We start from the raw sequence: 25916 nt of genomic DNA, 5'->3' as shown, positions 1-25916 counted from the left end.
TCTTCTGCGTGTTCAGCGTCGGCTAGATCAGGGTAGCCCCCGGGATAGCCGCCAGCAGATTGCGCGTGTAGTCGCTCTTCGGCGCCTCGAAAATGTCGTCGACAGAGCCCTGCTCGACGATCTTTCCACGTTCCATCACGCAGACGTTGTCCGCGATCTGGCGTACGACGGCAAGGTCGTGGGTGATGAACAGGTAGGTCAGATCCATTTCGCGCTGCAGCTCATCAAGGAGCTCCAGCACCTGGGCCTGAACCAGGACGTCCAGTGCGGAAACCGCCTCGTCGCAGACGATCATTTCCGGCTGCAGGGCCAGTGCACGCGCAATGGCGATGCGCTGTCGCTGGCCGCCGGAGAGCTCGTTCGGGAAGCGGTGCATGGTTGCCGCAGGCATCGAGACCTGGTTGAGCAGCTCCTTGACCTTCTTCTGGCGCGAGGCCGAGTTGCCGATGCCGTGGATGCGCAGCGGCTCCTCGATCGTGCGGTAGATCGAATACATCGGGTCCAGTGAACCATACGGATCCTGGAAAATCGGCTGCACGCGGCGGCGGTACTTGAACAGCTGCTTCTCGCTCAGGTTGCCGATCTGCTGGCCGTCGAAGGTGATCTCGCCGCTGGTCGAATCCAGCAGGTTCAGCACCATCTGCGCAATGGTCGACTTGCCGGAACCCGACTCGCCCACGACAGCAGTCGTGGTGCCCTTCGGAATCTCGAAGGAGACGTTGTCCACCGCGGTGAACTTTTCCTTCTTGCCGAAGCCCTTGCGGATGTCGAAGACCTTGGTCAGGTTGCTGACGGTCAACAGCGGCTCGGCCTTGGCCGGGGAGGTCTCCTCAACAGCGGCCTCATGCTTGTCTCCGCGCACAGCGGAGAGCGAAGGAGCCGAGTTGATCAGGCGCTGCGTGTACGGGTGCTTCGGGTTGCGCAGGATCTCCAGCGCCGGCCCGTACTCGACCACGCGGCCCTTGTACATGACGACGACCTTCTCGGCACGCTCCGCGGCCAGGCCCAGGTCATGGGTGATCAGCAGCACGGCGGTGCCCAGTTCACTGGTCATGGTGTCCAAGTGATCCAGGATCTGCTGCTGCACCGTCACGTCCAGCGCGCTGGTCGGCTCGTCCGCGATCAGCAGGCGAGGGCGGCAGGCCAGGCCAATGGCGATCAGCGCACGCTGGCGCATGCCGCCGGAGAACTCGTGCGGGTACTGATTGGCACGGGCTTCCGGGTTGGGCAGGCCTGCGTCGGCCAGCACCTGGGCAACACGCTTCTTGGGGTTGTCCCCCGCCAAGCCGTTGGCCTTCAGGGTTTCCTTGACCTGGAATCCGATCTTCCACACCGGGTTGAGGTTCGACATCGGGTCCTGCGGAACCATGCCGATGTGGTTGCCGCGCAGCTCGACGAATCGCTTTTCGCTGGCGTTGGCAATGTCTTCGCCGTCGAACAGGATCTGTCCTGCGGACACGCGGCCGTTGCCTGCCAGCAGGCCGATGGCGGCCAGTGCCGAGGTCGACTTGCCGGATCCGGACTCGCCCACAATGGCCACAGTTTCTCCTGGCATCACGGTGAAGTTGGCGTCGCGCACCGCATGCACCGGTCCGTCAGGAGTGGAGAAGGTGATCGCCAGATCCTTGACTTCAAGCAGCGGCTTGGGAGTTGCGTTCTCGCTCACGGGCTAGGCTCCCTTCCGGGCCTTGGGATCCAGTGCGTCGCGCACTGCATCGCCGAGCATGATGAAGCTCAAGACCGTCACCGAAAGGAACAGTGCAGGCCACATCAGCATCATCGGGTTGTTGCGAAGCTGGGTCTGCGCCGAGGCAATATCGTTGCCCCAGCTCATGATCTCCGGCGGCAGACCGACGCCCAGGAAGGACAGGGTTGCCTCGGCCACGATGTACACACCGAGGTTCACGGTCGCGACCACGATGATCGGGGCCAGCGAGTTCGGCAGCACGTGCTTGACCAGCGACTTGAACTTGGACAGGCCCAGCGAGCGCGAAGCCTTGACGAAGTCCGCATTGCGCGCTTCGATCACGGCACCGCGGGTGATGCGGGCCAGCTGCGGCCAACCGAAGATGGCCAGCGTAATGATGACCGTCCAGACACTCTTGTTCTCTCGGAACGCAGGCAGCTGCATAACGATGATTGCGCCGAGGATCAGCGGCAGGGCGAAGAAGATGTCACCCAGTCGGGCCAAGATGGTATCGATCCAGCCGCCGTAGAAGCCCGCCAGTGCACCGATGGTGCCACCGACGATGATCACGATCAAGGTCGTGAAGATGCCGACGAGCAGCGAAGCCCGCGTGCCGTAAATGACGCGCGAGTAGATGTCGCAGCCCTGGAGGTTGAAGCCCATGATGTGGCCTTCGCGCCCCGGCTCGTTCGAATTCTCCAACGCGCAGTACGTGGGGTCTTGCGAGGTGAACCACTGAGGGAACGCAGCAACTATGATGACCGCGAGAATCAGGATCGCGGAAATGATGAACAAAGGCTGCTTGCGCAGCGAGCGCCAGGCCTCGGCCCACATGGACAGCGGTTTGCCGGTCTCCTTGACGGAGTCGACTGCCTGCAAAGGAGTCTCGTCCAGCGGAGCCACATAGTGCTCCATCTTGTACTTGGAGACCTTGCCAGCTCGGCGGTTGACGGGCAGGCCGGCCTCTGAATTAAAGTTCTGGTTCTCAGGCATAACGGATCCTCGGGTCAAGCAGGGCGTACAACATATCCACGATCAGGTTGGCGAGCACGAACACGATCACCAGGACACCGACCACGGCGACAACGGTTGGCGTCTCGCCCTTGAGGATTGCTCGATACAAAAGGTTTCCGACGCCGGGGACGTTGAAGATACCCTCGGTCACGATGGCGCCGCCCATGAGCGATCCGAGGTCAGCGCCAAGGAAGGTCACCACGGGAATGAGCGAGTTGCGCAGGACGTGGACACGCACCACACGGTTGCGGCTCAAGCCCTTGGCCGTAGCGGTGCGCACGTAGTCCGCGCTCTTGTTTTCGATGACCGAGGTACGGGTAAGGCGGATGACATAGGCCAGCGACACCAAACCCAGAACCATGGCGGGAAGAATGAGTTCACTCCACGTGGCAGCGCCGGAAACTGTGGGCTTAGCCCACTCAAGCTTCACCCCGATGACGAACTGCAAGACGAAGCCGAGCACGAAGGTAGGCACGGCGATGACAATCAGCGAAGCAACCAGAATGGTCGAGTCAAAGAACTTGCCCTTGCGCATACCGGCAATCACGCCGAAGATGATGCCGAATACGCCTTCAATCAACAACGCGAGTATCGCTAGACGAGCAGTTACGGGGAAGGCTCGTCCAAGAAGGTCGGCCACTGGCTGGCCCGAGAACGACATGCCGAGGTCGAAAGTGACCAAGTTCTTCAGATACAAACCGTACTGGATCCAAAATGGCTGGTCGAGATTGTATTGTGCACGAAGCGCTGCTTCGGTCGCCGGGGTCATCGGCTTGCCACCGGACAGTGCCGCGATCGGGTCGCCGGGGGTCGCGAAGACCAGGAAGTACACCAGCAACGTTGCGCCGATGAATACCGGAATCAGCTGCGCAATACGCTTGAGGGTAAAACTTAACATGCTTGCATCTCACCTCGAGACACGAGAGGGCGCTTGGCCATTATTTCCTCTTTCCGTCGGAGATTATCCGACGTTATTTTTTTGCGAGGCAGGACAGACACGCCAAAGGGAGACCCTGGTTGTTACGGGTCTCCCTTGACGTTGTTGCCAGCTAATCTAGCCTTTGATCAGGCTAAACGCCGAGCGTAATTACTTGCCGGTGATCTCGTTGTACAGCGGGACACCGTTCCAGCCGAATTCGACGTTGGAGACGTTTTCGCTCCAGCCGCCCTGAACAGCCTGGTACCACAGCGGGATGGCAGGAAGGTCCTTCATCAGGATTTCCTGGGCCTGGTTGAAGATCTCGGCACCTGCAGCAGGATCGGTCGCGGCGAGGCCTTCCTTCAGCTTGGCGTCGAACTCTTTGTTCGAGTAGTCGCCATCGTTGGAGCCTGCGCCGGTGCCGTAGAGGGCGCCGAGGAAGTTGTACAGCGATGGGTAGTCGGCCTGCCAGCCGGTTCGGAAGCCGCCGGTCATCTTGCGCTCGGTGACCTGCTCACGCAGTTCCTTGAAGGAGCTGTATGGCTTGGCCACAGCGTTGATGCCCAGATTGTTCTTCAGCTGGTTGACGACAGCCTCGACGTATTCCTTGTTGCCAGCGCCGTCAACGTTGTAGCCGATGGACAGTTCTGCATCTGCATCCCACTTCGAGATGGCATCTGCGTCGGCCCAAGCCTTCTTGGCGGCCTCGGCGTTGAAAGTCAGCACCTCGCTACCCGGAATGCTGTCGGAGTAGCCATCGATAACCGGTGCGGTGAAGTCCTTGGCGATAACCTTGCCGCCCTGGTACACCTTGTCGATGATCAGCTGGCGGTCGATAGCCTGCGAGATTGCGGCACGTCGGAGGTTGCCCTCTTCGCCCTGCTTGAAGTGATCCAAGTAGCCTGGGATGGTGATGGTTGCGTTGCCTGCGTATGGCGAGTTGACTGAACGGTCACCCAGGTCGCTCTGGTAAGAAGCCAGCTGGCTTGGCGGAACCTGGTCCAGGACATCCAAGTTGCCGGAAATTAGATCCTGGTATGCCGAGTCAGTCGACTGGTAGACCTTGAAATCGATACCGCCGTTCTGGGCCTTGCGAGGGCCGTCGTAGCTCTCGTTGACATCCAGCTTCAGGTTGACGTCGTGGTTCCACTCGGCCAGCGTGTAAGGACCGTTGCCAACCGGCTTTTCGCCGAAGGCCTTGGGATCCTCGAATGCTGCCTCAGGCAGTGGCATGAAGGCGGTGTATCCCAAACGCAGCGGGAAGTCGGACTCGGGCTGGGACAGTTCGACGGTGAAGGTAGTGTCATCCACGACCTTCAGGCCTTCCATCTTATCCTCGGTCGCCTTCTCGGCGCTGACCTTGTCATAGCCCTTGATGGACTCGAAGAAGTATGCGTTGAGCTGGGCGTTCTTTGCGGCAGCACCGAAGTTCCAGGCATCCACGAACGAAGCAGCGGTCACCGGCGAACCATCGGAGAAGGTCTGGCCGGACTTGATCTTGATGGTGTAGTTCTGGGAGTCGGTGGTTTCGATCGACTCGGCCAGCTCATTCTGGGTCTTACCATCGGCGGTGTAGCTCACCAGGCCGGTGAAGATCAGATCCATGACGCGGCCGCCACCAACTTCGTTGGTGTTAGCCGGCAGCAGGCCGTTCTGTGGTTCGGTGGTATTTGCCGAAACAATGTATGAAGTGTCGCCTGCCTGGGCGTCGCCGCTACCCTCAGGGGTTTCAGACGAGCCGCCGCCACATGCCGACAGGGTCAACGCCAGGGCAGCGGACAGAGCCACGGCCTTCGATGCGTGCGAGAATCGCATCCTATTTCTCCTCAACAGTTCGTTGCTGCTTCCGCAATTCGCGGAGCCGTGCGGTATAGCGTGAGCTATAGCACTTAGTGAATGAGATTACATCAAAGATTGCGAAACAACCAATGAATAATCGTGAAAGTAGTGCTTGATAATCTTTTAGTCACTCGAACTTACAATATGATCACAAGTCAATTGTTAGAGATGATCAAAGAAAAAAGTTCATCATTCCAGGGTCCTCAAGGACGGCACCGATACCGGCAAGTAACTCGCTGGCTTCCTTGCCATCCACGACCCTGTGGTCGAAGGACAAGGCCAGCGTCGAGGTATGCCGTAGTGCTACTTCCCCTCGGTATTCCCAAGGCCTAGGCTTGACTTGGCCTAAGGCAAGAATCCCCGTCTGCCCCGGAGGCAGAATAGGTGTACCGGCATCGACGCCGAACACCCCAACGTTGGTAATCGAGAAAGTACCGCCGGACAGCTGTGACGCGGTCAGGCTTCCAGCCCTCGCATGACCGATGAGCTCGGTCAATTCAGCGGCCAGCAATGTTAGTGGCTTATTCTGCGCCTGTTTGAGCACGGGGACAAGTAGTCCGCGCTCACTGGCGACCGCCATACCGAGATTCACGTCCGCGAATTGGATGATTTCATCGTTCTCGCCGTCCCAGCGCGCATTGACGCTGGGGAAGTTCAGCAGCAGGCGTGATACCACTAGGGCCGTCAGCGAGGTGATATTCAGCTTCAGGTCCCTGAATTCGCGTCGGGCGCGGAGCTTGTCGATCAGCTCCAACGACTTCGTGACATCGACCGTCAAGAACTCGGTGGCATGCGGCGCGGTGAACGCCGACTGCACCATGGCCTTGGCGGTAGCCCTTCGCATGGCGCTGATCTTGATCCGGGTCTGACCATTCCCGGCAATCGGCAGTGGTTCCGCCGCGGGTTCCGCAGGAGAGCTGAAGAGGGCTTCGATATCGCGGCGCAGCACCAGGCCGTCGGGCCCGCTGCCCTTCACCTCGGCAATGTCGATGCCGTGGTCGCGGGCGAGCTTGCGGACCGGTGGCGTGCTGCGCGCCACGGTGGACCACGCCGCTTCCGGCACGGAGGCCGGGTTTGCATCATCAGCAGCGCTGCCGGCGGCAACCGACTTGCCGCGGCCGCGGCGTGCTGGACGCTTTCCGCTGGCGGCCGGAGCACCGTAGCCCACCAGCGTCGGTGTCCGCTCGGCGGCGCCGCCTTTCTCCCCCGGGGACCCGGCGCCGGGGTCTGTCCCGTCCTGGCCCTGGGCATCTACCGGATGGTCGTCGAAGGTCACCAGGGGACCTCCCACGGGGACCACCTGGCCCTCGTCGGCATGCAGCTTCTGCACGATGCCCGCGAAGGGCGAGGGAAGCTCAACCACCGCCTTGGCGGTTTCCACCTCGGCAATGATCTGGTTCAGGCTGACGTGCTCGCCGACCTTGATTTTCCAGTTCAGCACCTCGGACTCAGTCAGCCCTTCGCCGAGGTCCGGCAGCTTGAAAGTTTGGGCGGTCATCACTTGGCAGCTCCTTCGGTTGCCTCGTGGTGGCGCATCACGGTGTCGACCGCATGCATCACCCTGTCGAGATCTGGCAGGTGGTGGCTTTCAAGCCGGGACGGCGGGTAGGGGACGTCGAAGCCCGTGACCCGCAGCGGGGCGTGCTCCAGGTAGTCGAAGCAGGTCTCGGTGATCTGGGCGCAGATCTCCGCCCCCAGCCCGCTGGTGCGGCTGGCCTCGTGGACCACCACGAGCTTGCCGGTGCGCTTCACCGATTCCGCGACCGTGTCGATATCCAGTGGGTCCAGGCTGCGCAGGTCGATGACTTCCAGGCTGACGCCTTCGTCCTCTGCGGCCTGCGCCGCATCCATGAGCGTGTAGGTGGTCGGGCCGTACCCCACGACCGTCACGTCGTCGCCGGCGCGCAGGACCTTGGCCTTCGGCGAGGAGTCGTTCTCCGGCGTGGCCAGCTCGACTTCTGCCTTCTCGTGATAGCGGCGCTTGGGCTCGAAGTAGATCACCGGATCGTCGCTCGCGATGGCTTGGCGCAGCATCGTATAGGCATCCTGCACGCTGGAGGGTGCGAAAACGCGCAGGCCCGCGGTGTGGGCGAAGTAGGCTTCCGGGGATTCGCTGTGGTGCTCGGGTGAACCGATGCCGCCGCCATAGGGAATGCGCACGGTCACGGGCATCTTCACCCGTCCGCGCGAACGGTAGTGCAGCTTGGCCAGCTGGGAGACCAGCTGGTCGAAGGCAGGATAGGTGAAACCGTCAAACTGGATCTCCACCACCGGCCGGTAGCCGCGGTAGGCCAAGCCGATGGCGGTGCCCACGATGCCGGACTCTGCCAGCGGGGTGTCGACGACCCGGTGCTCGCCGAATTCCTTCTTCAGTCCGTCGGTGACGCGGAACACTCCGCCGAGGGTTCCGATGTCCTCGCCGAGCAGGACCACTTTCTCGTCCTCGGTCAACGCATCGCGCAGCGACTGGTTCAGCGCCTTGAGCATGGTGGTGGCCATCAGTGTCCCTCCCCCTCGAACTCCGCCAGGTAGCCGAGGTATCCCTCACGTGCCCGGACGCTGGGTTCATGCGCCTCGGAATAGACGTTGTCGAATAGTTCGTCCACGGCGGGGTCAGGCATCGCGGTGATGGCGGCGCGCAGCTGCGCGGCCAGCTCGTCGGCGGCGTTCTGCGCGCGCTGCTCATAGGACTGGACGTCGGCGCCGATCACGTGCAGGTACTTCACCAGGCGGTCGATCGGATCCTTGGCTTTCCACTGCTCCAGCTCGTCGGGCTTGCGGTAGCGGGTCGGGTCGTCGGCGGTGGTGTGCGAGCCCATGCGGTAGGTGACGGCTTCGATGAATGTCGGGCCCAGCCCGTTGCGGCAGTGGGCCAAAGCGGCCTGGGTTGCGGCGTAGACGGCCAGGATGTCGTTGCCGTCCACGCGCCAGGTCTTCAATCCGAAGCCCTGGGCACGGTCGGCGATCTGGGTGCGGCTCTGCAGCGCCACCGGCTCGGAAATGGCCCACTGGTTGTTCTGGCAGAAGAACAGCACCGGCGCCTGGTAGCTGGCGGCGAAGACCATGGCCTCGCTGACATCCCCCTGGCTGGTGGCGCCGTCGCCGAAGTAGGTGATGGCCACGTCGTCGGTTCCATCGAACTTGATGCCCATGCCGTAGCCGGCGGCGTGCAGGGTCTGCGCGCCGATGACGATCTGCTGGCAGGCGATGTTGACCTCGTTGGGGTTCCATCCGCTGGACTGTGCTCCGCGCCAGACGCTGAGGAGGTCTTCGGCCTTCACACCACGGGCCCAGGCCACGCCGTGCTCGCGGTAGGAGGGGAAGATGAAATCGGAATCGCGGGTGGCGCGCACCGAACCGATCTGCGCGGCTTCCTGTCCGAGCAGCGGGGCCCACAGGCCCAGCTCGCCCTGGCGCTGCAGGGCTGTCGCTTCGTTATCCAGCCTCCGCAGGACAACCATGTCCCGCAGGAAATCCGCCAAGTCCGACTCGGTCAGCTTGGCGACGTAATGGTCTAGTTCTCGATCCGGGACTCGTTCCCCGGCGACGTTCAGCAGCTGGTGCGTAGGTATGCACTCTGCGGCTACATCGATGTGCTTGGTGGACACGATCAGCATCCTTACTCTCGCGTAGTCGGCGCCCGAGGTAGTTTCACACTTCGGGCTTAATGTGATGCTACTCACGCGACGCAGATTGCACAATGGCCAGATTCGAATTAGGGCAAAATGCACTGTTCGCCCTCCGCTTTCAGTGCTAACGTGCTCATTATGCAGCTACTAGACCAAACGGACCGCCGCATCCTGCTTGCCCTGTCCACCGCGGCCAAGCGGACCGCCTCGGCCGTGGCAGCCACGCTGGGCCTGGGCCGCAATACTGTGCAAACACGCATCACCCGGCTGGAGAACGAGGTCCTGGATTCGCTCGACCGGCGCATCCCCGCGCAGTCCCTGGGCTACGGGCTGCTGTCCTTCGTCGAACTGCATGTGGACCAGCGCCATCTGGAAGACATCGCCGCCAAGCTGGAACAGATCCCGGAAGTACTCGAAGCGCACGGCCTGACCGGCTCGGCGGACATCCTGGTGCGGGTTGCCGCCAAGGACGCCGAAGAACTTTTCAGGGTCCATGGCCAGCTCCTGCATATAGAAGGGGTCAACCGCGCCGATTCGGCGCTGTCGATGGCCGAGCTGGTCCCCTACCGCACCACCCGGCTGCTGGAGCATTCGCTGCGCAGCTCCTGATCCGGGCGCCGCAAAAGCAGCTGGGGACCGATTCACGCGAATCGGTCCCCAGCTGCTTGGTTCAGCTATTCAATTTTCCTAGTGGTCGACTGCCTTCTCGGCACCGACACCGGTCAGCGAGCGAACTTCCATTTCCGCCGCCTTCTTCGGATCCTCGGTTCCCGGATCGGTGATCGAGCCCAGCCAGCCGAGCAGGAATGCCAGCGGGATGGAGACGATGCCGGGGTTGGCCAGCGGGAAGATCGAGATGTCGATGCTCGGGATCATGGAGGTCTCCGCGCCGGAGAAGACCGGCGAGAAGATGATCAGCAGGATGGCCGAGCCCAGGCCGCCGTACATCGACCAGACTGCACCGCGGGTCTTGAAGCCCTTCCAGAACAGCGAGTAGAGGATGGTCGGCAGGTTGGCCGAGGCGGCCACCGCGAAGGCCAGCGCCACCAGGAAGGCGACGTTCTGGCCCTGGGCGCCGATGCCGCCGGCGATTGCGAAGACGCCGATGACCAGGACGGTGCGGCGGGCAACCTTCATTTCCTTCTCCGGGGTGCTCTTGCCCTTGGAAATGACCGATGCGTAGACATCGTGGGCGAAGGATGCGGCTGCGGTGATGGTCAGGCCAGCCACCACGGCCAGGATGGTTGCGAAGGCCACTGCGGAAATCAGGCCCAGCAGCAGGGTGCCGCCCAGTTCGTAGGCCAGCAGCGGTGCCGCGGAGTTCACGCCGCCCGGGGCGGCCTTGATCTTGTCCGGGCCGATCAGGGCACCGGCGCCGAAGCCGAGGACCAGGGTGAACAGGTAGAAGGCACCGATCAGCCAGATGGCCCAGACGACCGACTTGCGTGCTTCCTTGGCGGTTGGCACGGTGTAGAAGCGCATCAGCACGTGCGGCAGGCCGGCGGTGCCGAGCACCAGGGCCAGCGCCAGGGAGATGAAGTCGAGCTTGGAGGTTTCGGACTTGCCGTACTGCATGCCCGGGTTCAGGATCTCGGGGTTGCCTGCCACCTCGGCGGCCTTGCCCAGCAGCTCGGAGAAGTTGAATCCGAACATCGCCAGGGTCCAGATGGTCATGATCAGCGCGCCGGCGATGAGCAGGCAGGCCTTGATGATCTGCACCCAGGTGGTGCCCTTCATTCCGCCGATCAGTACGTACAGGATCATCAGCGCGCCGACGATGACGATCACCAGTGACTGGCCTGCACGGCTGTCGATGCCCAGCAGCAGTGACACCAGCGCACCGGCGCCGGCCATCTGCGCCAGCAGGTAGAACACGCACACCGCGAGGGTGGAGATCGCCGCGGCGATGCGCACGGGACGCTGCCGCAGGCGGAAGGAAAGCACATCGGCCATGGTGAACTTGCCGGTGTTGCGCAGCAGCTCGGCCACCAGCAGCAGAGCGACCAGCCAGGCGACGAGGAAGCCGATGGAGTACAGGAAGCCATCGTAGCCGTTGATGGCGATGGCGCCGACAATGCCCAGGAAGGATGCCGCCGACAGGTAGTCGCCGGCGATGGCGGTGCCGTTCTGGGTCCCGGTGAAGGAGCGCCCGCCGGCATAGTAGTCTGCGGCGGTCTTGTTGTTCTTGCTGGCTCGCAGCACGATCACCAGGGTGACGCCGACAAAGGCGACGAAGATGGCGATATTCACCAGCGGGTTGCCGACGGTGGTCTTCTCAGCCGCCGCCGCAAGGATGGTTAGGTTGTTCACTGATCTGCTCCCTGGTTCTCCAGACGCTCACGGATCTTGGTGGCCTTGGGGTCGAGCTTCTTGTTGGAGAAGCTCACGTAGGCCGCAGTGATAGCGAAAGTGGACACGAACTGCAGCAGGCCCAGGAAGATACCCATGTTGATATTGCCCAGGACCTTGATGGACATGAAGTCGTGGAAGTAGTCAGCCAAAAGAACGTAGGCGAAATACCAGACCAGGAAGAAGATAGCCATTGGGAATACGAAGCTGCGGTGGGTGCGGCGCAGTTCCTGAAATTCCTCCGACTTGCTCTCCGCCACGAAATCAATGTCGCCTTCGACATTGTGGTGGGGATTGGCACTCATGATGCCCTCCTTGTGCGGGTGGTTGGATGATTGAAACTTGATGTGATGCAAGGCACATCGTTACTGTGACTAAGTTCACTATCTGCGAAACTTTCGTCTCCGACTAGGGGTTTGGATCGGAGCATGGCTCAACGGAGCAAAACCTGCGCCCAACGGCGCATTCGGCGGCGACAAGCGGTCGGCCTGCGGGTCGTGACCTTAGGATTGATATATGTCCCCAGCCCTGCAGATCACCCTCATCGTCACCATCGTGACGGTCGGCATTGCCGTCATCGGGTATTTCGGATTCAAGATCTCCCGTTCGACCAAGGAGATGGGGACTGACGCGGATGAAGCGACCTTCACCACCCTTCACCACATGTCCGTCGCCGTTCCGCACCTGGAACGCGGACTGACCGTGGAAGGCGCCGCCAAGAGCACCAAGGCGCTGCGCAAGCTGCTGAACTGCCCGGTCCTGCTGATCTCCGATACCCGCCACATTCTTGCCACGGACGCCGGCATCGAGTTCACCGCGGACCTCGAAGAGCAGGCGTCGGAAGCCTTCGCCACCGTCCTGGCTACCGGCAAAACCCAGGTGAAACGGCTCTCCGGCCAGGATTTCGTGGCGGCTCCGATCATGGTGGGAGACCAGCCGGTGGGAACCGTGACCGCTCTGAGCCCGCGGGCCGGAGCCGGATTCGTCCGCGCCGTCTCCGAGGTGGCCGTCTTCGTCTCCGCGCAGGTCTCCACCGCCCAGCTGGATGAAAACAAGGCAATGCTGCTCGAAGCCCAGATGCGGGCGCTGCGGGCGCAGATTTCCCCCCACTTCATCTACAACTCGTTGAACGCCATCGCTTCCTTCATCAACACGGATCCCGCCCGCGCCCGTGAGCTGGTGATCGAGTTCGCGGATTTCACCCGCTATTCCTTCCGCCGCCGCGGGGAATTCACCACCCTGGCCGAAGAGTTGGAGGCCATCGACCGCTACCTGCTGCTTGAAAAGGCCCGCTTCGGCGACCGCATCCGGGTGTCATTGCAGATCGCCCCGGAGGTGCTCCCGACCAAGATCCCGTTCCTCTCGCTGCAGCCGCTGGTGGAGAACGCGGTGCGCCACGGGCTGGAGGCCAGGCCCGACGGCGGGGTTATCTCCATCACCGCCACCGAAGACGGCATGCATGCGGTCATCAGCGTCGAGGACGACGGCGTGGGCATGGATCCGGAGCAACTGGCCAGCGTGCTGGCAGGCACCACCGTCAACATGCATGTGGGGCTGCGCAACGTTGACGTGCGTCTTCGCCAGCTCTATGGCAATTCGAACGGGCTGATCATCGACACCGCGCCGGGGGCCGGCACCCAGATCACCCTGCGCATCCCGAAGTTCCTGGCCCCGGGCAAGGGTTCGATAAACGAATGAAATCTGAAATGCCCCAAGGTAAACGAAACAAAAACGATAGAATCAATTCATGATTAATGTGGTTGTCGCCGACGACGAACTTCCTGCGGTGGAAGAAATCGCGTTCCTTCTGAGCCAGGACTCCCGAATCGGGAAAATCCACCGTGCAACGTCTGGTGCCGCCGCGTTGAAGGCGCTGGAGGAAAACGAAGTGGACGCCCTCTTCCTCGACATCCACATGCCCGCGCTGTCCGGCCTGGATATCGCCCGGGTCATCTCCCGCTTCGCCAATCCGCCCTTGGTGGTCTTCGTGACCGCCGACGAAGACCAGGCGTTGGAAGCCTTCGAACTCGCCGCCGTCGACTACGTGCTGAAGCCCATCCGCCCGCAGCGCCTGGCCGAGTCCGTGCGGCGCCTGTGCGAGCTGGTGGAAGAAGCCCCGTCCAAGCCCGAAATGATCACCGTGGACCAGGGCGGCATCACCAAGCTCATCCCCCGCGGCGACATCGCCTATGTCCAGGCGCAGGGCGACTACGCCCGCCTGCATACCAAGGAATCCAGCTACCTGATCCGCGTCCCGCTGAACGATCTGGAGCAGCAGTGGGCGGAATCGGGCTACGTGCGCATCCACCGCTCCTACCTGGTGAGCATGGACAAGATCGAAAATGTCCGGCTGCAGACCGGAAAGGCGGCAGTGCTGGTCAACGGGACCGAGCTTCCCATCTCCCGGCGCGCACTGCCCTACCTGCGCGAACGCCTGGCAGCCAACCGCGTCCGACCGCTCTAGGTACGGCGTGATTCCGTGAAGCGCGACTCCCCGGAGGCTCCCCTGCCCGGACGATTTGCCGAGCAGCGCCCGCAGCGGGTGCGCGTCCAAGCTCCGCAGGATGCCTCGCTGACCATTGCCACGGCCAAGCCCGAGCACACGGCCCAGGAATTCTACGTCCAGCAGCTGATCCGCTCCCAGCTGCGGCTGGCCTGCGCCGTGGCCGCCGGCCTGCTGACCATGCTCGTGGGGATCAGCGCGCTGCTCGCCTTCTGGCCGGCGGTCTATGAATTCGCCCTGTGGCATATCCCCTTGCCCTGGTGGATTCTCGGAGTGGGGATCTATCCGCTGATCATCGTGGCCGGCATGCTGTTCAACGGCGCCGCGGCACGCAACGAGAAACGCTACCGGAGCATCAGCCGTGATTAATCTGCTTTCCGCCCTGGCCCTGGTCGTGGTGTGCGTGACCACCATGCTGATCGCCTTCCACGGGCTGCGCCTTTCGCGCACCACCAGCGATTTCTACGTGGCCAGCCGCACGGTGCGCCCATGGTGGAATGCCTCGGCCATCGGCGGCGAATACCTTTCGGCCGCCTCGTTCCTGGGTGTGGCCGGGCTGATTGTGCTCTCCGGGCAGTCGGGGCTCTGGTTCCCCATCGGGTACACCGCCGGCTATCTGATGCTGCTGCTGTTCGTCGCGGCGCCGCTGCGACGCTCGCAGGCCTACACGATTCCCGACTTCGCCCAGATCCGTTTCGAGGAATCCAAGTCGCTGCGCAAGATCACCACTTACCTGGTGGTGGTGATCTGCTGGTTGTATATCGTTCCGCAGATGCACGGGGCGGCGCTGACCCTCTCGATCGCCACCGGCCTGCCAGGTTGGCTCGGCCCGGTGATCGTGGCTGCGGTCGTGTGCATCACGGTGGTCTCCGGCGGCATGCGTTCGGTGACCTTTGTCCAGGCCTTCCAGTACTGGTTCAAGCTGGCCGCACTCGTGATTCCCACGATCTTCCTGCTCATCCAGGTGATTCCCGAACAGTCCAGCACCGCGCGCCTTGAAAGCATCGCGACGCAGCTCGAAGCGGTGGCCGGGCTGAACCTGTACGAGACCATCTCCATCATCCTCGCCCTGCTCTTCGGCACGTTGGGACTGCCCCACGTGCTGGTGCGCTTCTACACCAATCCCACCGGGCAGGCGGCGCGTTCCACGACAGTGATCGTGCTGGGCTTGCTCTCGGTGTTCTACCTGCTGCCCACCACCCTCGGCGTGCTGGGACTGCTCTACACCCCGCAGCTGGGCGGCAGCGCGGAGAGCGACGCCACGGTGCTGCTGCTGCCCTCGGCGGTGCTGGACGGGTTCCTCGGCGACGCGCTGACCGCGATCGTGGTCGGCGGCGCCTTCGCCGCGTTCCTGTCGACCACCTCCGGGCTGGTGGTCTCGCTGGCCGGGGCGCTGTCCCAGGAATTCTTTGCCGGAACCGTGCGGGGCTTCCGCATCTCCACCGTGCTGGCCACCGCACTGCCGGTGTTCATCGCCGTGGTGACCAGTTCCCTGGCGCTGGCCGGAGCCATCGGCAACGTCTTCGCGTTCACTGCCTCGACCATCTGCCCGTTGCTGCTGCTGGGAATCTGGTGGCGCTCGCTCACCGCCCGCGGCGCCATTGCCGGCATGCTGGCCGGTGCGATCGCCTGCGGCCTGTCGCTGATCGTCTCCAGCCTGCTGTCGGAAGTCGATGCGCTGTGGTTCCACATGCTTCGCCAGCCGGCGGCCTGGAGCGTCCCGCTGGCGTTCGTGGTGATGATCGCGGTCTCCCGGGCCACCGCGCGCAGCATCCCATCCAACACGGACCGCATCATGGCCCGGCTGCATGTCCCGGACCGCGACTCGGTCTTCTGAGCCGCTTCGCCGGCGTGGACCATTGCCCACAGCCCACGCAGCGATGCAACAGGCCGCCGCCTGCCCGGTAGGAACCGGGCATGCGGCGGCCTGTGAAACTGTGCCGTGCTAGTCGATCGAAGCCATCAGCTCAACCACGCGGTCGAGGAACGCGTCGACCTGGGATTCCTCGTATCCCTCCGTGCCGGTGGCAGAGCGGAACTCCACACGACGTACGGTGTCCACGGCCATCGGCACGTCCTTCTCGAAGTAGTCGATCAGCTGGTCGCATAAGCGGTCCACGTCTTCGACGTTATAGCTCGAAGCGTTGGTGCGCGAGGGGCGGCGGAAGCGTTCCCCCTTGGCTCTGTGCAGGCGGCCACGCAGGATCGCCGCCAGCCGGCCAACCTGCTGCAGCCAGACTTCCTCGCCCTGGTGGGCGATCAGGTCGTCGCGCTCGCGCTTGGCGAAGACGTCTTCCAGGCGGTCCAGGGCACCGTCGACCTCGCGGGCCTGGTAGCCGCCCTTCTGCGGGGCGAAGGTCGTGCGGCGGATCAGGTGGCTGGTGACCACGCTGTCGTCGTTGCCGCCGCCGTTGAAGGTGGCACGGGCGCGGCTGAGAAACGCATCAACCTGCTTGACGTTGTAGCCGAATTCCGAATCCGGGACCCGGGAAAACGGAGCATCTTGCTGCTGCGACACGACTGTTCCTTCTTCTCTCGATAAAGTCAGGGGCGGATCGAGGCGATCCGTGATCCCTAGTTATTCTATGGGGTGAGCCGAGGCATGGGTTAAAAGCCACACCGGCGGGTGCCATCCATGGGAAAGGATCACACCGCGCCGGCGTTGCGGATTATTGCAGGGAAACGCTCCACGTCAGCAGGTGGGAAATCAGGTAGCCGAGCGGGACGACGAAGACCACCGAGTCCAGTCGGTCCATGATGCCGCCATGCCCCGGCAGCAAGTTGCTCATGTCCTTGATGCCCAGCTCACGCTTGATCATGGATTCCGAGAAGTCTCCGGTGGTGGCCGCGATCGTGGTGAAGAATGCCAGGATCACGCCGGTCCACCATGGCATGTCCAGCCAGAAATGCATGGCCAAGGCGCCGACCGCCATGGATCCGAGCATCGACCCGGCGAAGCCCTCCCAGGACTTCTTGGGCGAAATCTTCGGGGCCATGGGATGCTTGCCGAACAGCACCCCGACGATATAGCCGAAGGTGTCATTGCTGACCGCCAGCAGCAGGATCGTGGCGATCAGCCACTGGCCGTTGGGTTCTTCGAGGATCAGCAGCGCGAAGGACAACAGCAGCGGGACCCAGCTGATGATGAACACGCTGCTCATCACCGAGGCCGCGGCCCCCTTGAGCCCCTCCGTCAACCGCACCAGCAGTGCGATGACCAAACAGATCATGTAGGTGAAGCCCACGGCTTCCAGGCCACCCCAGATCGCGCTGACGGGCAGCATCGCAGAGGCCAGGAAGAGCGGAACCAATGGCACCGAGGTCTTGGCATGGGTGGTGGCCCGGGCGACTTCCCAGCTGCCGACCCCGGCCAGGACCACGATCAGCCCCACCAGCAGCGGCTCGAAGAGGAACAGGCCAGCCAGCACCAGGCCGAGCATCACGAGGCCGACGCCGATAGCGGCCGGAAGGTTGCGCCCGGCCCGCGACTTCTTGGGTTCGGCCGGCGCACCCACCAGCAGTTCGGTCGGCACCGCCGCACGGGCGGCATCCGGTTCACCGGTTTCGGCAAGGTCCTTGGTTTCGCTGACCGGAGGGTGCTCGGCAGGCCCTTCGACCTTGAGCTCCTCGGGAGGAACCGGTGAACGGTCCTCTGCGGTGAAGGCCGCCTTGGCACGCTCCTTGGCCTGTTGCGAGTCCACCGCGGCGCCAGGGGCCGCCGGAACCGGTTCAATCTCCGGCTGCGGACCCGTTGCCTCGGGTTCCTGCGCGGCAGGCTTCGCGCCGCGGCGCTTGGCTTCCTTCTGCTGGGCTTCCTGCAGGGCTCGCGCCTCGCGGCGGGTCAGGGGTTTGGCTTCACCGGATGCCACTGAGGGCACCGCCGAAGCCGTGCCCTCAGTGTGATCTGTCGAGCCCGGCATTAGACTTCCAGCAGCTCGGCTTCTTTGTTCTTCAGAATCTCGTCGATCGCGTCAACGTGCTTCTTGGTCAGGGCGTCCAGGTCCTTCTCGGCACGGTTGCCTTCGTCCTCGCCGATCTCGCCGTCCTTGACGAACTTGTCGATGGCGTCCTTGGCCTTGCGGCGGTGGCTGCGCAGCGAGACCTTGGCGTCCTCGCCCTTGGAACGAGCCAGCTTGACGTATTCCTTGCGGCGTTCCTCGGTCAGCACCGGCAGGGTCACGCGGATCATCTTGCCATCGCTCGACGGGTTGGCGCCGACCTCTGGATCACCCAGTGCCTTTTCGATCTCGCGCATGGCGGTCACGTCGAACGGGGTAATGGTGATGGTGCGCGCCTCGGGCACGGCGAAGGATGCCAGCTGCTGCAGCGGGGTTGGCGAGCCGTAGTAGTCGACCATGACCTTCGAGAACATGCCCGGGTGGGCACGACCGGTGCGGATCGTCGCGAAGTCTTCCTTCGCAGCCTCAATGGTGCGGTCCATCTTTTCGGCGGTTTCCGCCAGTGTTTCGTCAATCACCGGTACTCCTCAAGTACTCATTGCTGTTTCCACCAAGGGAAAATAAATCTAGAACAATCCTATGCCACGTTCACCGCTTATGCGGTGACGGTGGTGCCGATTCGCTCGCCGCGGATGGCGCGAGTGACATTGCCCTCGCCTTCCATGCCGAACACCAGCATGTCCAGCTTGTTGTCCTGGCACATGGTCATGGCGGTCTGGTCCATCACGCGGATGTTCTTGACCAGCGCCTCGGTGTAGGTCAGGGTGTCGATCTTGGTCGCGGTCGGATCGGTCTTCGGATCGGCGGTGTACACGCCGTCCACACCCGACTTGGCCATCAGCACCTCGTCGGCGTCGACTTCCAGGGCGCGCTGGGCGGCCACGGTATCGGTGGAGAAGTACGGCAGGCCGGCGCCGGCGCCGAAGATGACCACGCGGTCCTTTTCCATGTGGCGGATCGCGCGGCGCGGAATGTAGTTCTCCGCGACCTGGGCCATGGCGATGGCCGACTGCACGCGGGTCTCGACGCCGCACTGTTCCAGGAAGTCCTGCAAGGCCAAGCAGTTCATGACGGTGCCGAGCATCCCCATGTAGTCTGCGCGGGAGCGGTCCATGCCGGAAGCCGACAGCTCGGCGCCGCGGAAGAAGTTGCCGCCGCCGACGACGATTGCCACCTCTACCTCGCCGACGGTCTGGGCGATCTGCTCGGCAATGCCGCGTACGGTATTCGGGTCGACGCCCACCTTGCCGCCGCCGAAAACTTCTCCCGAGAGCTTGAGCAGTACGCGGCGACGCTTGGTTTCTGGGGTGGTTGACATGGGGTCTAACTCCTGCAGTTGGTAATTCTGTGGTGAGGGGATTATCCCGAGTCCCAAGCTACCTTGAGATCCGGGCTCGAGAAAAGGGAGGTGAGCCACCGAGTGTATGCTCGGTGCCCACCTCCCTTTTCTCTAGTGCGGCCGGCTAGCGGCCGCGGACGCATTTCGCGCGAATGCCTTCAGCGGTGAAGCTTAGGCGCCTACGCGGAAACGAGCGAAGGCCTCAGCCTTGGTGCCGGCCTCTTCGAGAACCGAACCAACGGACTTCTTGGCATCCTTGGCGAAAGCCTGGTCGACCAGGACAAGCTCCTTGAAGAAGCCGGTCAGGCGGCCTTCAACGATCTTGGTCAGAGCGGCCTCTGGCTTGCCCTCGGCGCGGGCGGTCTCGTCAGCGATGCGGCGCTCGTCGGCGACCTTCTCTGCCGGAACTTCGTCGCGGGTCAGGTAAGTCGGTGCCATTGCAGCGGTGTGCACGGCCACGTCGTGGGCCACGGCAGCTGCGGCTTCCGAATCGGAATCGACAGCCAGCAGCACGCCAACCTGCGCTGGCAGGTCCTTGCTGGTCTTGTGCAGGTAGGCAGCGACATGCTCGCCCTCGACGCGTGCTACGCGGCGGACAACAACCTTCTCGCCGAGGATTGCGCCCTCTTCGATGACGGTGTCGCCAACGGTCTTGCCGTCAACCTCGAAAGCCAGCAGGGTCTCGACGTCGGCTGCGCCCGAGGCGACAGCTGCGTCCAGGACCTTGTTGGCCAGGGTGATGAACTTGTCGTTCTTGGCAACGAAGTCGGTCTCGCAGTTGATCTCGATCATGACGCCGGCCTTGCCGTCGACCTTAGCGGCCACCAGGCCCTCGGCGGTCGAACGGCCTTCGCGCTTGGTAGCGCCCTTCAGGCCCTTGACGCGGATGATCTCGATGGCCTTCTCGGCGTCGCCGTTGGCCTCGTCCAGAGCCTTCTTAACGTCCATCATGCCGGCGCCGGTGCGCTCGCGCAGTGCCTTGATATCAGCAGCGGTGTAGTTTGCCACGTGCAATCCCATTCAGCTAGGAGTTTCAAGTTAGTTTGCCCGTGGGACGGGTCGGATACCCAACCCGTCCCACGAGAGTGTGGAGTGTCCCTTCACAGCACGCTAGTGCCCGAAGGGAAACTCCGGGAGTCACGGAAGTGACTACTTGGCTTCTGGAGCCTCAGTGGCTTCTGGAGCCTCGGTGGCTGCGGGAGCCTCGGTTGCAGCCTCAGCGGCTTCAGCCTTGGCCTTCTCGCCCTCGAGCAGCTCGCGCTCCCACTCAGCCAGTGGCTCAGCGGCACCCTCGGTCTTGCCTGCAGCCTTGTTGTTCTTGGCAATCAGGCCCTCTGCCACTGCGTCGGCAACAACGCGGGTCAGCAGGTTGACGGAGCGGATGGCGTCGTCGTTACCCGGGATCGGGTAGGTGACTTCGTCAGGATCGCAGTTGGTGTCCAGGATGGCGACAACAGGGATGCCCAGCTTCTGGGCCTCGTCGATTGCCAGGTGTTCCTTCTTGGTGTCAACGATCCAGATGGCCGACGGGGTGCGGGTCAGGTTGCGGATACCACCGAGGTTGTTCTGCAGCTTGGTCAGCTCGCGCTTCAGCAGCAGCAGTTCCTTCTTGGTGTGGCCCGAACCGGCAACGTCGTCGAAGTTGATCTCTTCCAGTTCCTTCATGCGCTGGACGCGCTTGGAGACAGTCTGGAAGTTGGTCAGCATACCGCCGAGCCAGCGCTGGTTCACGTATGGCTGGCCAACGCGGTTAGCCTGCTCGGCAATTGATTCCTGAGCCTGCTTCTTGGTGCCAACGAACAGCACCGAGCCGCCGTGTGCAACGGTCTGCTTCACGAACTCGTAGGCGCGGTCGATGAACGACAGCGACTGCTGCAGGTCGATGATGTAGATGCCGTTGCGCTCGGTCAGGATGAAACGCTTCATCTTCGGGTTCCAGCGACGGGTCTGGTGGCCGAAGTGTACGCCGCTGTTCAGCAGCTCTCGCATGGTTACGACTGGCATGTCGCAACTCCTTTCAGCAGTAGCGGACCGGGCGCACGAACGCCCGCGGTAACTGCCCTAGTTGTTTGGGTTGTTGCAGATGCACATGGTGAGCATCCGCCCTGGCATGAACCCGGAATGCTTGGCATTCCGCACGCCGTCCACCGATTCTCTCGGACCACTGGAACGGACGGCCTCCCCGCTTGCGTGGGAAGGGTCTTCTTGCGCGAAGTCAATTTCCTGTCCGGAACATCCGAATTTGGACACACCTCTGACAAAAAACTGCACTTTTCAGTGTACTACACCCACCGGCCCCGCTTTGCCGGAGGGATAGGTGACGTAGCGCCCACCGTGCCGCCCACAAATGGCGGGGATTCCGGCGCAGTCCAGCCCCCGGCGGCGCAGTGTGGAGCCATGAAAACTTTTCGCCTGCTCTCGCTGCTCCAGTTGCTGTTTCTGCTCACGATGCTGACCACCGCTGGCACGCCGCGCGATACCGCTGTGCAGGTCCCGTTGCCGGCAACAGCCACCGGACGACCGGGTTGGCAATGGCCGCTGGCTGGTGAGCCTGGAATTCTGACGCCGTTCGACAAACCCGAACAGGAGTGGCTTGCCGGTCATCGGGGAGTCGATCTGCGGGCGGCTGAAGGGACGAGCGTGCTGGCGCCGCACCGGGGACGAGTCAGCTTCCGTTCAACGGTGGTGGACCGTCCCGTGCTCGTGATCGACCACGGTGGGGGCTTCGTCACCAGCCTCGAACCCGTCAGCAGCGAGCTCGCGGTCGGCACCTGGATCGAGGCGGGAGACAACGTCGGAACCGTGGCCACCGGAGCGCATTGCTCGCAGCGCTGCCTGCACTGGGGCGTTCGGCTCGACGGCGAATACATCGATCCGGTGCTGCTCATCCGCGACTTGCGGCCATCCATCCTCCTGCCGCTGCGCTAGGAGCGCGGAGAAAAATATGGGGAAAGTGTGGTCGAAATCGGACCTTCCCCCGCAACGACAAATCGCCCGGCAACCTGTTGCACAGATCACCGGGCGATTTCCTTGGGTAGGGAGTGACGGACTTGAACCGACGACCAAGGGATTATGAGCTGCCCTCATCCATTTCCGGAGACTTACGGCTGTAGCTAAATCGTTGAAATGCCGGCGAATTCAGTCTGACCCCACAGCGCTATTTCCGACAACTTCCGAAAAAATTATGGTTCAAATTATGGTACGAGCCGCTCCGAAAAAACTCTTCGCACACGTAGACGAAGTCCGAACCAAGTATGTCAGGAACCACCTCGCCAATATGATCGAACTGAACTCGTTATTTCCAACCCACCATCACTCAATACCAAAGGCGGTACCCATCTTGAAGAAGTCACTCATCACGGCTTCAGCCCTCGCCATGAGCCTGGCCCTTGTCTCCTGTACCGGAGGATCCGAACCGTCGTCTACACCAGCGCCGAACGAATCCACAAGCCAGACTCCACCGGCGAGCTCTGCGACGACAGATTCATCTGCTTTGCCCACAAGTTCAGCCACAAAGTCTTCCGTGCCGCAGTATGCTTTTGCCACTGGGATGACCTTTGGCAAGATCCGTGCGGCCGGTGAACCAAGTCCCGAGCTGCGAGCTTTTCTCAAGGCAGCGGCTGAGGCAGAGGGCGATACCTACGAGGATGAGTTCACTTTCTGGACCGTGAAGATCGATAACCGCGAAGGTCAGGCAGAGGCATTCCCCAATGAATTCCGCGCGTACGACAAAGACGGTGGAGAATATCTGTTTGTCGGGACACTGGATCTCGTGGAAGTCGTCCAAGATCAACTGCCCGACGCCCCCGATGCCAAAGTCGATAGCCCAGAGTGGAAATCCTATGAAAAGCTGTTCAGCAAGTACGAAGCTGCTTTCGATTCTGAACAGTTGGTCGCGAATCCAGGTGCCGTGAAGGAGTTCACGGTGGTAACCGGCGATGATCTCCCAGATGAATTCACTCGCATGACGATCGATCTCGGTGGTCTGGTTGGCGAAGCCGAGGTGATTCCACTGGAGGACGCTCAATCACAGGGCTACCCGTTGGACTTCTAATAGTTTCCTCGTAACGCAGAAAACCGCCCCACCAGATCTGTGAAGATCCAGTGGGGCGGTTTCTGTTTAAGAGGTGTTTGAGGATGGTGACAATTTGCGGGTTCCTCAAACGATGCGCCAAAGCGCTACTCGGCTACGTGCTTGCCGGGTTCAGAGTCGAAGGTGAAGGTGTAGAGCACTCCACGTTCGGGGTGAACGGCACTCACCTTGTTATCACCGGCTGGTAGTTCCGGAAGCTTGTATAGAACACGCTGGTTGAAGATTGGCGCAACGCCGATCTTCTCGCCGTTCACGTAGATGTCCACTTCGCCAGTTAGATCCGGGTCGGTGGTGAAGCTGACGAACCGGCGCATATCTGGCTTGTCCTTGATGGAGCGTGGAAAATACTTTTCGGCGCGTAGCTTCTCGGCCGCAGTCTTAAAGTCCATTCCTTCGGGAACCTGGATGTTGTAGGTCGGTTGGGCAGTCGGCTCGTCGTCTTCGGCGCTGGTGTTTACCTGAACCTTGCCGGTCTCATCCATGCGAACGTCATGCACTAGGGTCACTTCCCCCACGTTCGGAATTGCACCCCGTCCTGCGGTGAAGTCTGCGTTGCCGAGTGAAGTCGCCAGCGATAGCACCGTGGTGAGACCTGCAATGCTCAGAGCGTCCAGCCACGACACGTCCAACAGACCAGCGGAAACTCCAATTGCTTCCGCGCCCAGAGCGGCGGTTACGACAGCGACGAAGGTCTGGAAGAAGGACTTAACCGCACGTTCGAGTGCGCCCTTCCAAAAGTTGATGGTCAACATGGTCTACTTCCCATTCTGTGTGTTGAGGTAGCGTTGGAACGCCTTGATGGTTTCTGCGCCGAACTTGCCGTCGATCAGCCACTTGCGAGTGTCGAGGTGACCCTTCTTCGCCAAGAACTGCTGCAACGCGATGACGGAGTGCTTGCTGAAGTCGCCGTCAACGTCTCGCTTGTAGTAGCCGAGGCCGTTCAACCATTCCTGAACTGCCGCCCAGGTGTGTTCGCCGGCTTTCTTGTCGATCTCGCGTTCGTACAGGCCGATCTGGGACATGAGGATCTGAACGGCTTCGGCGGACGCGGAACCGAACTTGCCGTCGATTTCCAGATCCTTGTAATCAGTGGGGCGTTTGCCTGCTGGCTTCGGCTTCGACGGCTTACCTGCGGGCTTCACGTCGCCCATACCGCCGTTGATCTTCGCTGCAACCTTGGCGAGTTTGGCGACACCGCCCTGAAGCTCAAAGTGCATTTCGTCCTTGCGGCCTCCGTAGTCACCGCCCCAGCGAACAGCGCCGTCGAGGTCGGCAAGGATCTTGCGAATAGCCTTGACCTGCACGGCGGAGAACGTGCCAGACAGCCCAAGGCCGTGCGCTGGTGCATTGAAGTCCACAGCAACACCAGCGGAGTGCTCAGAGGCTACGGACGCGCCACGCACAGGGCGCTTGGCGTAACCCCAAGACCAGTCCTTGCGGATGGCCTCCACCTCGGAGTTGAAGCGTCGGCCAAGCTCGTTGAGGATCGTGTGAGCGTCCCCGTTGCGAACCTTGCCGGTGATCCAGAAGAGGTTAGTGAGTCGGTTGGAGCCGGGTTCGAGAACGTCCCAGCCGAGGCGAGTAAGCGCCATGATGAAAACTCCTAGGTATGACGAAGCCCCGCCACAAGGACTGTGACGGGGCAAAACTAATGACCGCTTACGGCGGTCAGTCGATGGTGATGTTCGGGCGTGCCGGCGGGTGCTCAGATGCCCGGTAGTGATGCCAACGGTGCGTGAGGTCATCCCACGCGGCGTTGAACGTCCGGACCGCTTCGCGCAGCCGTTGGATAGTCCGGTTCTGTTCCCGGATCTGTGTTTCCAAGGAATCCACCCGGCCGGCCAGCTTCTGCCGCTCCTCGCGTTCGGAATTCAGGTCCGTGCGCAAACGCCCGTAGTCCTCCCGCAAATCGTCAGCGATGGCCATGGCCATCTGCTGCGACTTCTCCGCTACAGCGATATCCGCATCACGCTTGCGCACTGGCGCTTCTTTTCGGAATTGCTTATGCCCCCAGTAACCTCCGCCAACAGACCCAACGAGGGTTAGTACGCCGAGGATGATCGCGACAATGGAGGTTTCACTCATGCTGGTGTCCTTCCACCTCGGCCAGAGTCCGACGCACAGACCGCTCGATCATGATGATCGACACCGCCCGCACCACTGATCCGATACCCAGGGCCAGTGGCACGCCCCAAGCGAAAGCACTGCCCGGGTAATGCCAGGAGACGGACAGCGCGTAGGTGGCGAAGCCGCCAGCGGCCATCCACCAGCCCAGCTGTTCCATGGCCCAACCGGTCGAGACCTTGTCACCCCACCAGTTCAACCCGGTCAGCGCGAGCAATCCCCCGGTGCCGAGGAATCCCGACACGAGGATGACGATCGGCCACGGCATCTTGTCCATGCTCTTGGACGGTATGAAGTCCGGGACGATCAGCGACAGGACAACGAGCACTCCGAAGAGCACGGCGACGGCCGCAACCGTCGTATCCATGGGGTGGACCAGTAGCCGGTCCCACCAGCGGGGCGGGTTCCGGGTCGGCTTGAAAACATGCGTCGGCATCAGGCCGCCCTCCCATGCGAAAAAA

At 62.2% G+C, this 25916-nt stretch carries 27 protein-coding genes; 7 read left to right on the top strand and 20 right to left on the bottom strand.

Features of this window, described 5'->3' with window-relative positions:
- Positions 1-22 precede the first annotated feature (22 nt).
- The 7 genes from IEY43_RS06070 to pdhA all read right to left on the bottom strand — a co-directional run bounded on the left by IEY43_RS06070 (position 23) and on the right by pdhA (position 9076).
- Positions 23-1666: an ABC transporter ATP-binding protein gene (locus IEY43_RS06070; RefSeq protein WP_188947707.1), complete on the bottom strand. Its 1644-nt coding sequence runs from the start codon at positions 1664-1666 to the stop codon at positions 23-25.
- 3 nt (positions 1667-1669) lie between these two features.
- The gene (locus IEY43_RS06065) at positions 1670-2602 is read right to left on the bottom strand and encodes an ABC transporter permease (RefSeq protein ID WP_229777300.1); all 933 of its coding nucleotides are present in this window, start codon (positions 2600-2602) and stop codon (positions 1670-1672) included.
- A gap of 70 nt (positions 2603-2672) precedes the next feature.
- The gene (locus IEY43_RS06060; RefSeq protein ID WP_188947705.1) at positions 2673-3599 is read right to left on the bottom strand and encodes an ABC transporter permease; all 927 of its coding nucleotides are present in this window, start codon (positions 3597-3599) and stop codon (positions 2673-2675) included.
- Between the two features lie 189 nt (positions 3600-3788).
- Positions 3789-5435, bottom strand: a complete 1647-nt coding sequence (locus IEY43_RS06055) for a peptide ABC transporter substrate-binding protein (protein WP_188947704.1) — start codon at positions 5433-5435, stop codon at positions 3789-3791.
- A gap of 196 nt (positions 5436-5631) precedes the next feature.
- The gene (locus IEY43_RS06050; RefSeq protein ID WP_188947703.1) at positions 5632-6957 is read right to left on the bottom strand and encodes a dihydrolipoamide acetyltransferase family protein; all 1326 of its coding nucleotides are present in this window, start codon (positions 6955-6957) and stop codon (positions 5632-5634) included.
- Entirely contained in the window at positions 6957-7958 is a 1002-nt protein-coding gene (locus IEY43_RS06045; protein WP_188947702.1) for an alpha-ketoacid dehydrogenase subunit beta, read from the bottom strand. The genes IEY43_RS06050 and IEY43_RS06045 overlap by 1 nt, the downstream gene beginning before the upstream one ends.
- A complete protein-coding gene (pdhA, locus tag IEY43_RS06040; protein ID WP_188947701.1) occupies positions 7958-9076 on the bottom strand; it encodes a pyruvate dehydrogenase (acetyl-transferring) E1 component subunit alpha in 1119 nt (372 codons plus the stop codon). Before pdhA ends, IEY43_RS06045 begins: the two co-directional genes overlap by 1 nt.
- Before the next feature lie 150 nt (positions 9077-9226).
- Here pdhA and IEY43_RS06035 point away from each other — a divergent pair, with 150 nt between their 5' ends.
- Positions 9227-9697, top strand: a complete 471-nt coding sequence (locus tag IEY43_RS06035; protein WP_188947700.1) for an Lrp/AsnC family transcriptional regulator — start codon at positions 9227-9229, stop codon at positions 9695-9697.
- Positions 9698-9775: 78 nt separating this feature from the next.
- Here IEY43_RS06035 and IEY43_RS06030 read toward each other — a convergent pair whose 3' ends face one another.
- Positions 9776-11383: a monocarboxylic acid transporter gene (locus IEY43_RS06030; RefSeq protein ID WP_374189855.1), complete on the bottom strand. Its 1608-nt coding sequence runs from the start codon at positions 11381-11383 to the stop codon at positions 9776-9778.
- 11 nt (positions 11384-11394) lie between these two features.
- On the bottom strand, positions 11395-11742 hold the full coding sequence (locus tag IEY43_RS06025) for a DUF485 domain-containing protein (protein WP_188947698.1): 348 nt from the start codon (positions 11740-11742) through the stop codon (positions 11395-11397).
- Positions 11743-11953: 211 nt separating this feature from the next.
- On the opposite strand from IEY43_RS06025, the gene IEY43_RS06020 reads away from it, so the two are divergent.
- The 4 genes from IEY43_RS06020 to IEY43_RS06005 are packed head-to-tail and all read left to right on the top strand — an operon-like array spanning position 11954 to position 15777.
- Positions 11954-13135: a sensor histidine kinase gene (locus tag IEY43_RS06020; protein WP_188947697.1), complete on the top strand. Its 1182-nt coding sequence runs from the start codon at positions 11954-11956 to the stop codon at positions 13133-13135.
- Positions 13136-13184: 49 nt separating this feature from the next.
- A complete protein-coding gene (locus tag IEY43_RS06015) occupies positions 13185-13901 on the top strand; it encodes a LytR/AlgR family response regulator transcription factor (RefSeq protein ID WP_188947696.1) in 717 nt (238 codons plus the stop codon).
- 15 nt (positions 13902-13916) lie between these two features.
- Positions 13917-14309, top strand: a complete 393-nt coding sequence (locus tag IEY43_RS06010; protein ID WP_188947695.1) for a hypothetical protein — start codon at positions 13917-13919, stop codon at positions 14307-14309.
- Positions 14310-14352: 43 nt separating this feature from the next.
- Positions 14353-15777 carry a sodium/solute symporter gene (locus IEY43_RS06005; protein ID WP_188947746.1) on the top strand — a complete coding sequence of 475 codons (1425 nt, stop codon included), beginning with the start codon at positions 14353-14355 and terminating at the stop codon, positions 15775-15777.
- 108 nt (positions 15778-15885) lie between these two features.
- On the opposite strand, the gene IEY43_RS06000 is transcribed toward IEY43_RS06005, so the two are convergent.
- From IEY43_RS06000 to rpsB, 6 genes are all read right to left on the bottom strand, one after another.
- A complete protein-coding gene (locus IEY43_RS06000; protein ID WP_188947694.1) occupies positions 15886-16458 on the bottom strand; it encodes a DivIVA domain-containing protein in 573 nt (190 codons plus the stop codon).
- Positions 16459-16609: 151 nt separating this feature from the next.
- Entirely contained in the window at positions 16610-17809 is a 1200-nt protein-coding gene (locus tag IEY43_RS18130) for a phosphatidate cytidylyltransferase (protein ID WP_229777291.1), read from the bottom strand.
- Positions 17810-17859: 50 nt separating this feature from the next.
- On the bottom strand, positions 17860-18417 hold the full coding sequence (frr, locus tag IEY43_RS05990; RefSeq protein ID WP_188947693.1) for a ribosome recycling factor: 558 nt from the start codon (positions 18415-18417) through the stop codon (positions 17860-17862).
- A 77-nt stretch (positions 18418-18494) separates the two neighbouring features.
- Positions 18495-19217 carry a UMP kinase gene (gene pyrH, locus IEY43_RS05985; protein ID WP_188947692.1) on the bottom strand — a complete coding sequence of 241 codons (723 nt, stop codon included), beginning with the start codon at positions 19215-19217 and terminating at the stop codon, positions 18495-18497.
- Positions 19218-19409: 192 nt separating this feature from the next.
- On the bottom strand, positions 19410-20246 hold the full coding sequence (tsf, locus tag IEY43_RS05980) for a translation elongation factor Ts (RefSeq protein WP_188947691.1): 837 nt from the start codon (positions 20244-20246) through the stop codon (positions 19410-19412).
- Positions 20247-20387: 141 nt separating this feature from the next.
- Positions 20388-21242 carry a 30S ribosomal protein S2 gene (gene rpsB, locus IEY43_RS05975; protein ID WP_188947690.1) on the bottom strand — a complete coding sequence of 285 codons (855 nt, stop codon included), beginning with the start codon at positions 21240-21242 and terminating at the stop codon, positions 20388-20390.
- 393 nt (positions 21243-21635) lie between these two features.
- Between rpsB and IEY43_RS05970 the strand changes: the two genes are divergently transcribed.
- Positions 21636-22166, top strand: a complete 531-nt coding sequence (locus IEY43_RS05970) for a M23 family metallopeptidase (protein WP_229777290.1) — start codon at positions 21636-21638, stop codon at positions 22164-22166.
- Between the two features lie 384 nt (positions 22167-22550).
- Here IEY43_RS05970 and IEY43_RS05965 read toward each other — a convergent pair whose 3' ends face one another.
- A complete protein-coding gene (locus IEY43_RS05965) occupies positions 22551-22784 on the bottom strand; it encodes a hypothetical protein (protein WP_188947689.1) in 234 nt (77 codons plus the stop codon).
- A gap of 4 nt (positions 22785-22788) precedes the next feature.
- On the opposite strand from IEY43_RS05965, the gene IEY43_RS05960 reads away from it, so the two are divergent.
- Complete coding sequence (locus IEY43_RS05960; protein WP_188947688.1) at positions 22789-23292, top strand: hypothetical protein; 504 nt, start codon at positions 22789-22791, stop codon at positions 23290-23292.
- Between the two features lie 125 nt (positions 23293-23417).
- Here IEY43_RS05960 and IEY43_RS05955 read toward each other — a convergent pair whose 3' ends face one another.
- The 4 genes from IEY43_RS05955 to IEY43_RS05940 all read right to left on the bottom strand — a co-directional run bounded on the left by IEY43_RS05955 (position 23418) and on the right by IEY43_RS05940 (position 25891).
- Positions 23418-24083 carry a holin gene (locus IEY43_RS05955; RefSeq protein ID WP_188947687.1) on the bottom strand — a complete coding sequence of 222 codons (666 nt, stop codon included), beginning with the start codon at positions 24081-24083 and terminating at the stop codon, positions 23418-23420.
- 3 nt (positions 24084-24086) lie between these two features.
- Entirely contained in the window at positions 24087-24923 is an 837-nt protein-coding gene (locus IEY43_RS05950) for a M15 family metallopeptidase (RefSeq protein WP_188947686.1), read from the bottom strand.
- A gap of 76 nt (positions 24924-24999) precedes the next feature.
- A complete protein-coding gene (locus tag IEY43_RS05945; RefSeq protein WP_188947685.1) occupies positions 25000-25416 on the bottom strand; it encodes a hypothetical protein in 417 nt (138 codons plus the stop codon).
- Positions 25409-25891 (bottom strand): hypothetical protein, encoded by a 483-nt coding sequence (locus IEY43_RS05940; protein ID WP_188947684.1) that lies wholly within the window; start codon positions 25889-25891, stop codon positions 25409-25411. The genes IEY43_RS05945 and IEY43_RS05940 overlap by 8 nt, the downstream gene beginning before the upstream one ends.
- Positions 25892-25916: the final 25 nt, after the last annotated feature.

The sequence above is a fragment of the Glutamicibacter protophormiae genome, assembly GCF_014647495.1.
GTDB classification, from domain to species: domain Bacteria; phylum Actinomycetota; class Actinomycetes; order Actinomycetales; family Micrococcaceae; genus Glutamicibacter; species Glutamicibacter protophormiae.
This window is presented reverse-complemented; position numbering and strand designations above follow the sequence as displayed.

Bases quoted from the DNA above. Each gene is read 5' to 3' on its own strand.
- pdhA (WP_188947701.1), bottom strand. From the start codon at position 9,076: ATGCTGATCGTGTCCACCAAGCACATCGATGTAGCCGCAGAGTGCATA.
- IEY43_RS06020 (WP_188947697.1), top strand. From the start codon at position 11,954: ATGTCCCCAGCCCTGCAGATCACCCTCATCGTCACCATCGTGACGGTC.
- IEY43_RS05940 (WP_188947684.1), bottom strand. From the start codon at position 25,891: ATGCCGACGCATGTTTTCAAGCCGACCCGGAACCCGCCCCGCTGGTGG.
- IEY43_RS06045 (WP_188947702.1), bottom strand. From the start codon at position 7,958: ATGGCCACCACCATGCTCAAGGCGCTGAACCAGTCGCTGCGCGATGCG.
- IEY43_RS05955 (WP_188947687.1), bottom strand. From the start codon at position 24,083: ATGTTGACCATCAACTTTTGGAAGGGCGCACTCGAACGTGCGGTTAAG.
- IEY43_RS06050 (WP_188947703.1), bottom strand. From the start codon at position 6,957: ATGACCGCCCAAACTTTCAAGCTGCCGGACCTCGGCGAAGGGCTGACT.
- IEY43_RS06025 (WP_188947698.1), bottom strand. From the start codon at position 11,742: ATGAGTGCCAATCCCCACCACAATGTCGAAGGCGACATTGATTTCGTG.
- IEY43_RS06005 (WP_188947746.1), top strand. From the start codon at position 14,353: ATGCTGATCGCCTTCCACGGGCTGCGCCTTTCGCGCACCACCAGCGAT.
- pyrH (WP_188947692.1), bottom strand. From the start codon at position 19,217: ATGTCAACCACCCCAGAAACCAAGCGTCGCCGCGTACTGCTCAAGCTC.
- rpsB (WP_188947690.1), bottom strand. From the start codon at position 21,242: ATGCCAGTCGTAACCATGCGAGAGCTGCTGAACAGCGGCGTACACTTC.
- IEY43_RS06055 (WP_188947704.1), bottom strand. From the start codon at position 5,435: ATGCGATTCTCGCACGCATCGAAGGCCGTGGCTCTGTCCGCTGCCCTG.
- IEY43_RS05960 (WP_188947688.1), top strand. From the start codon at position 22,789: ATGACCTTTGGCAAGATCCGTGCGGCCGGTGAACCAAGTCCCGAGCTG.
- IEY43_RS06060 (WP_188947705.1), bottom strand. From the start codon at position 3,599: ATGTTAAGTTTTACCCTCAAGCGTATTGCGCAGCTGATTCCGGTATTC.
- IEY43_RS06065 (WP_229777300.1), bottom strand. From the start codon at position 2,602: ATGGAGCACTATGTGGCTCCGCTGGACGAGACTCCTTTGCAGGCAGTC.
- IEY43_RS06035 (WP_188947700.1), top strand. From the start codon at position 9,227: ATGCAGCTACTAGACCAAACGGACCGCCGCATCCTGCTTGCCCTGTCC.
- IEY43_RS05970 (WP_229777290.1), top strand. From the start codon at position 21,636: ATGAAAACTTTTCGCCTGCTCTCGCTGCTCCAGTTGCTGTTTCTGCTC.
- IEY43_RS05950 (WP_188947686.1), bottom strand. From the start codon at position 24,923: ATGGCGCTTACTCGCCTCGGCTGGGACGTTCTCGAACCCGGCTCCAAC.
- IEY43_RS06015 (WP_188947696.1), top strand. From the start codon at position 13,185: ATGATTAATGTGGTTGTCGCCGACGACGAACTTCCTGCGGTGGAAGAA.
- IEY43_RS05945 (WP_188947685.1), bottom strand. From the start codon at position 25,416: ATGAGTGAAACCTCCATTGTCGCGATCATCCTCGGCGTACTAACCCTC.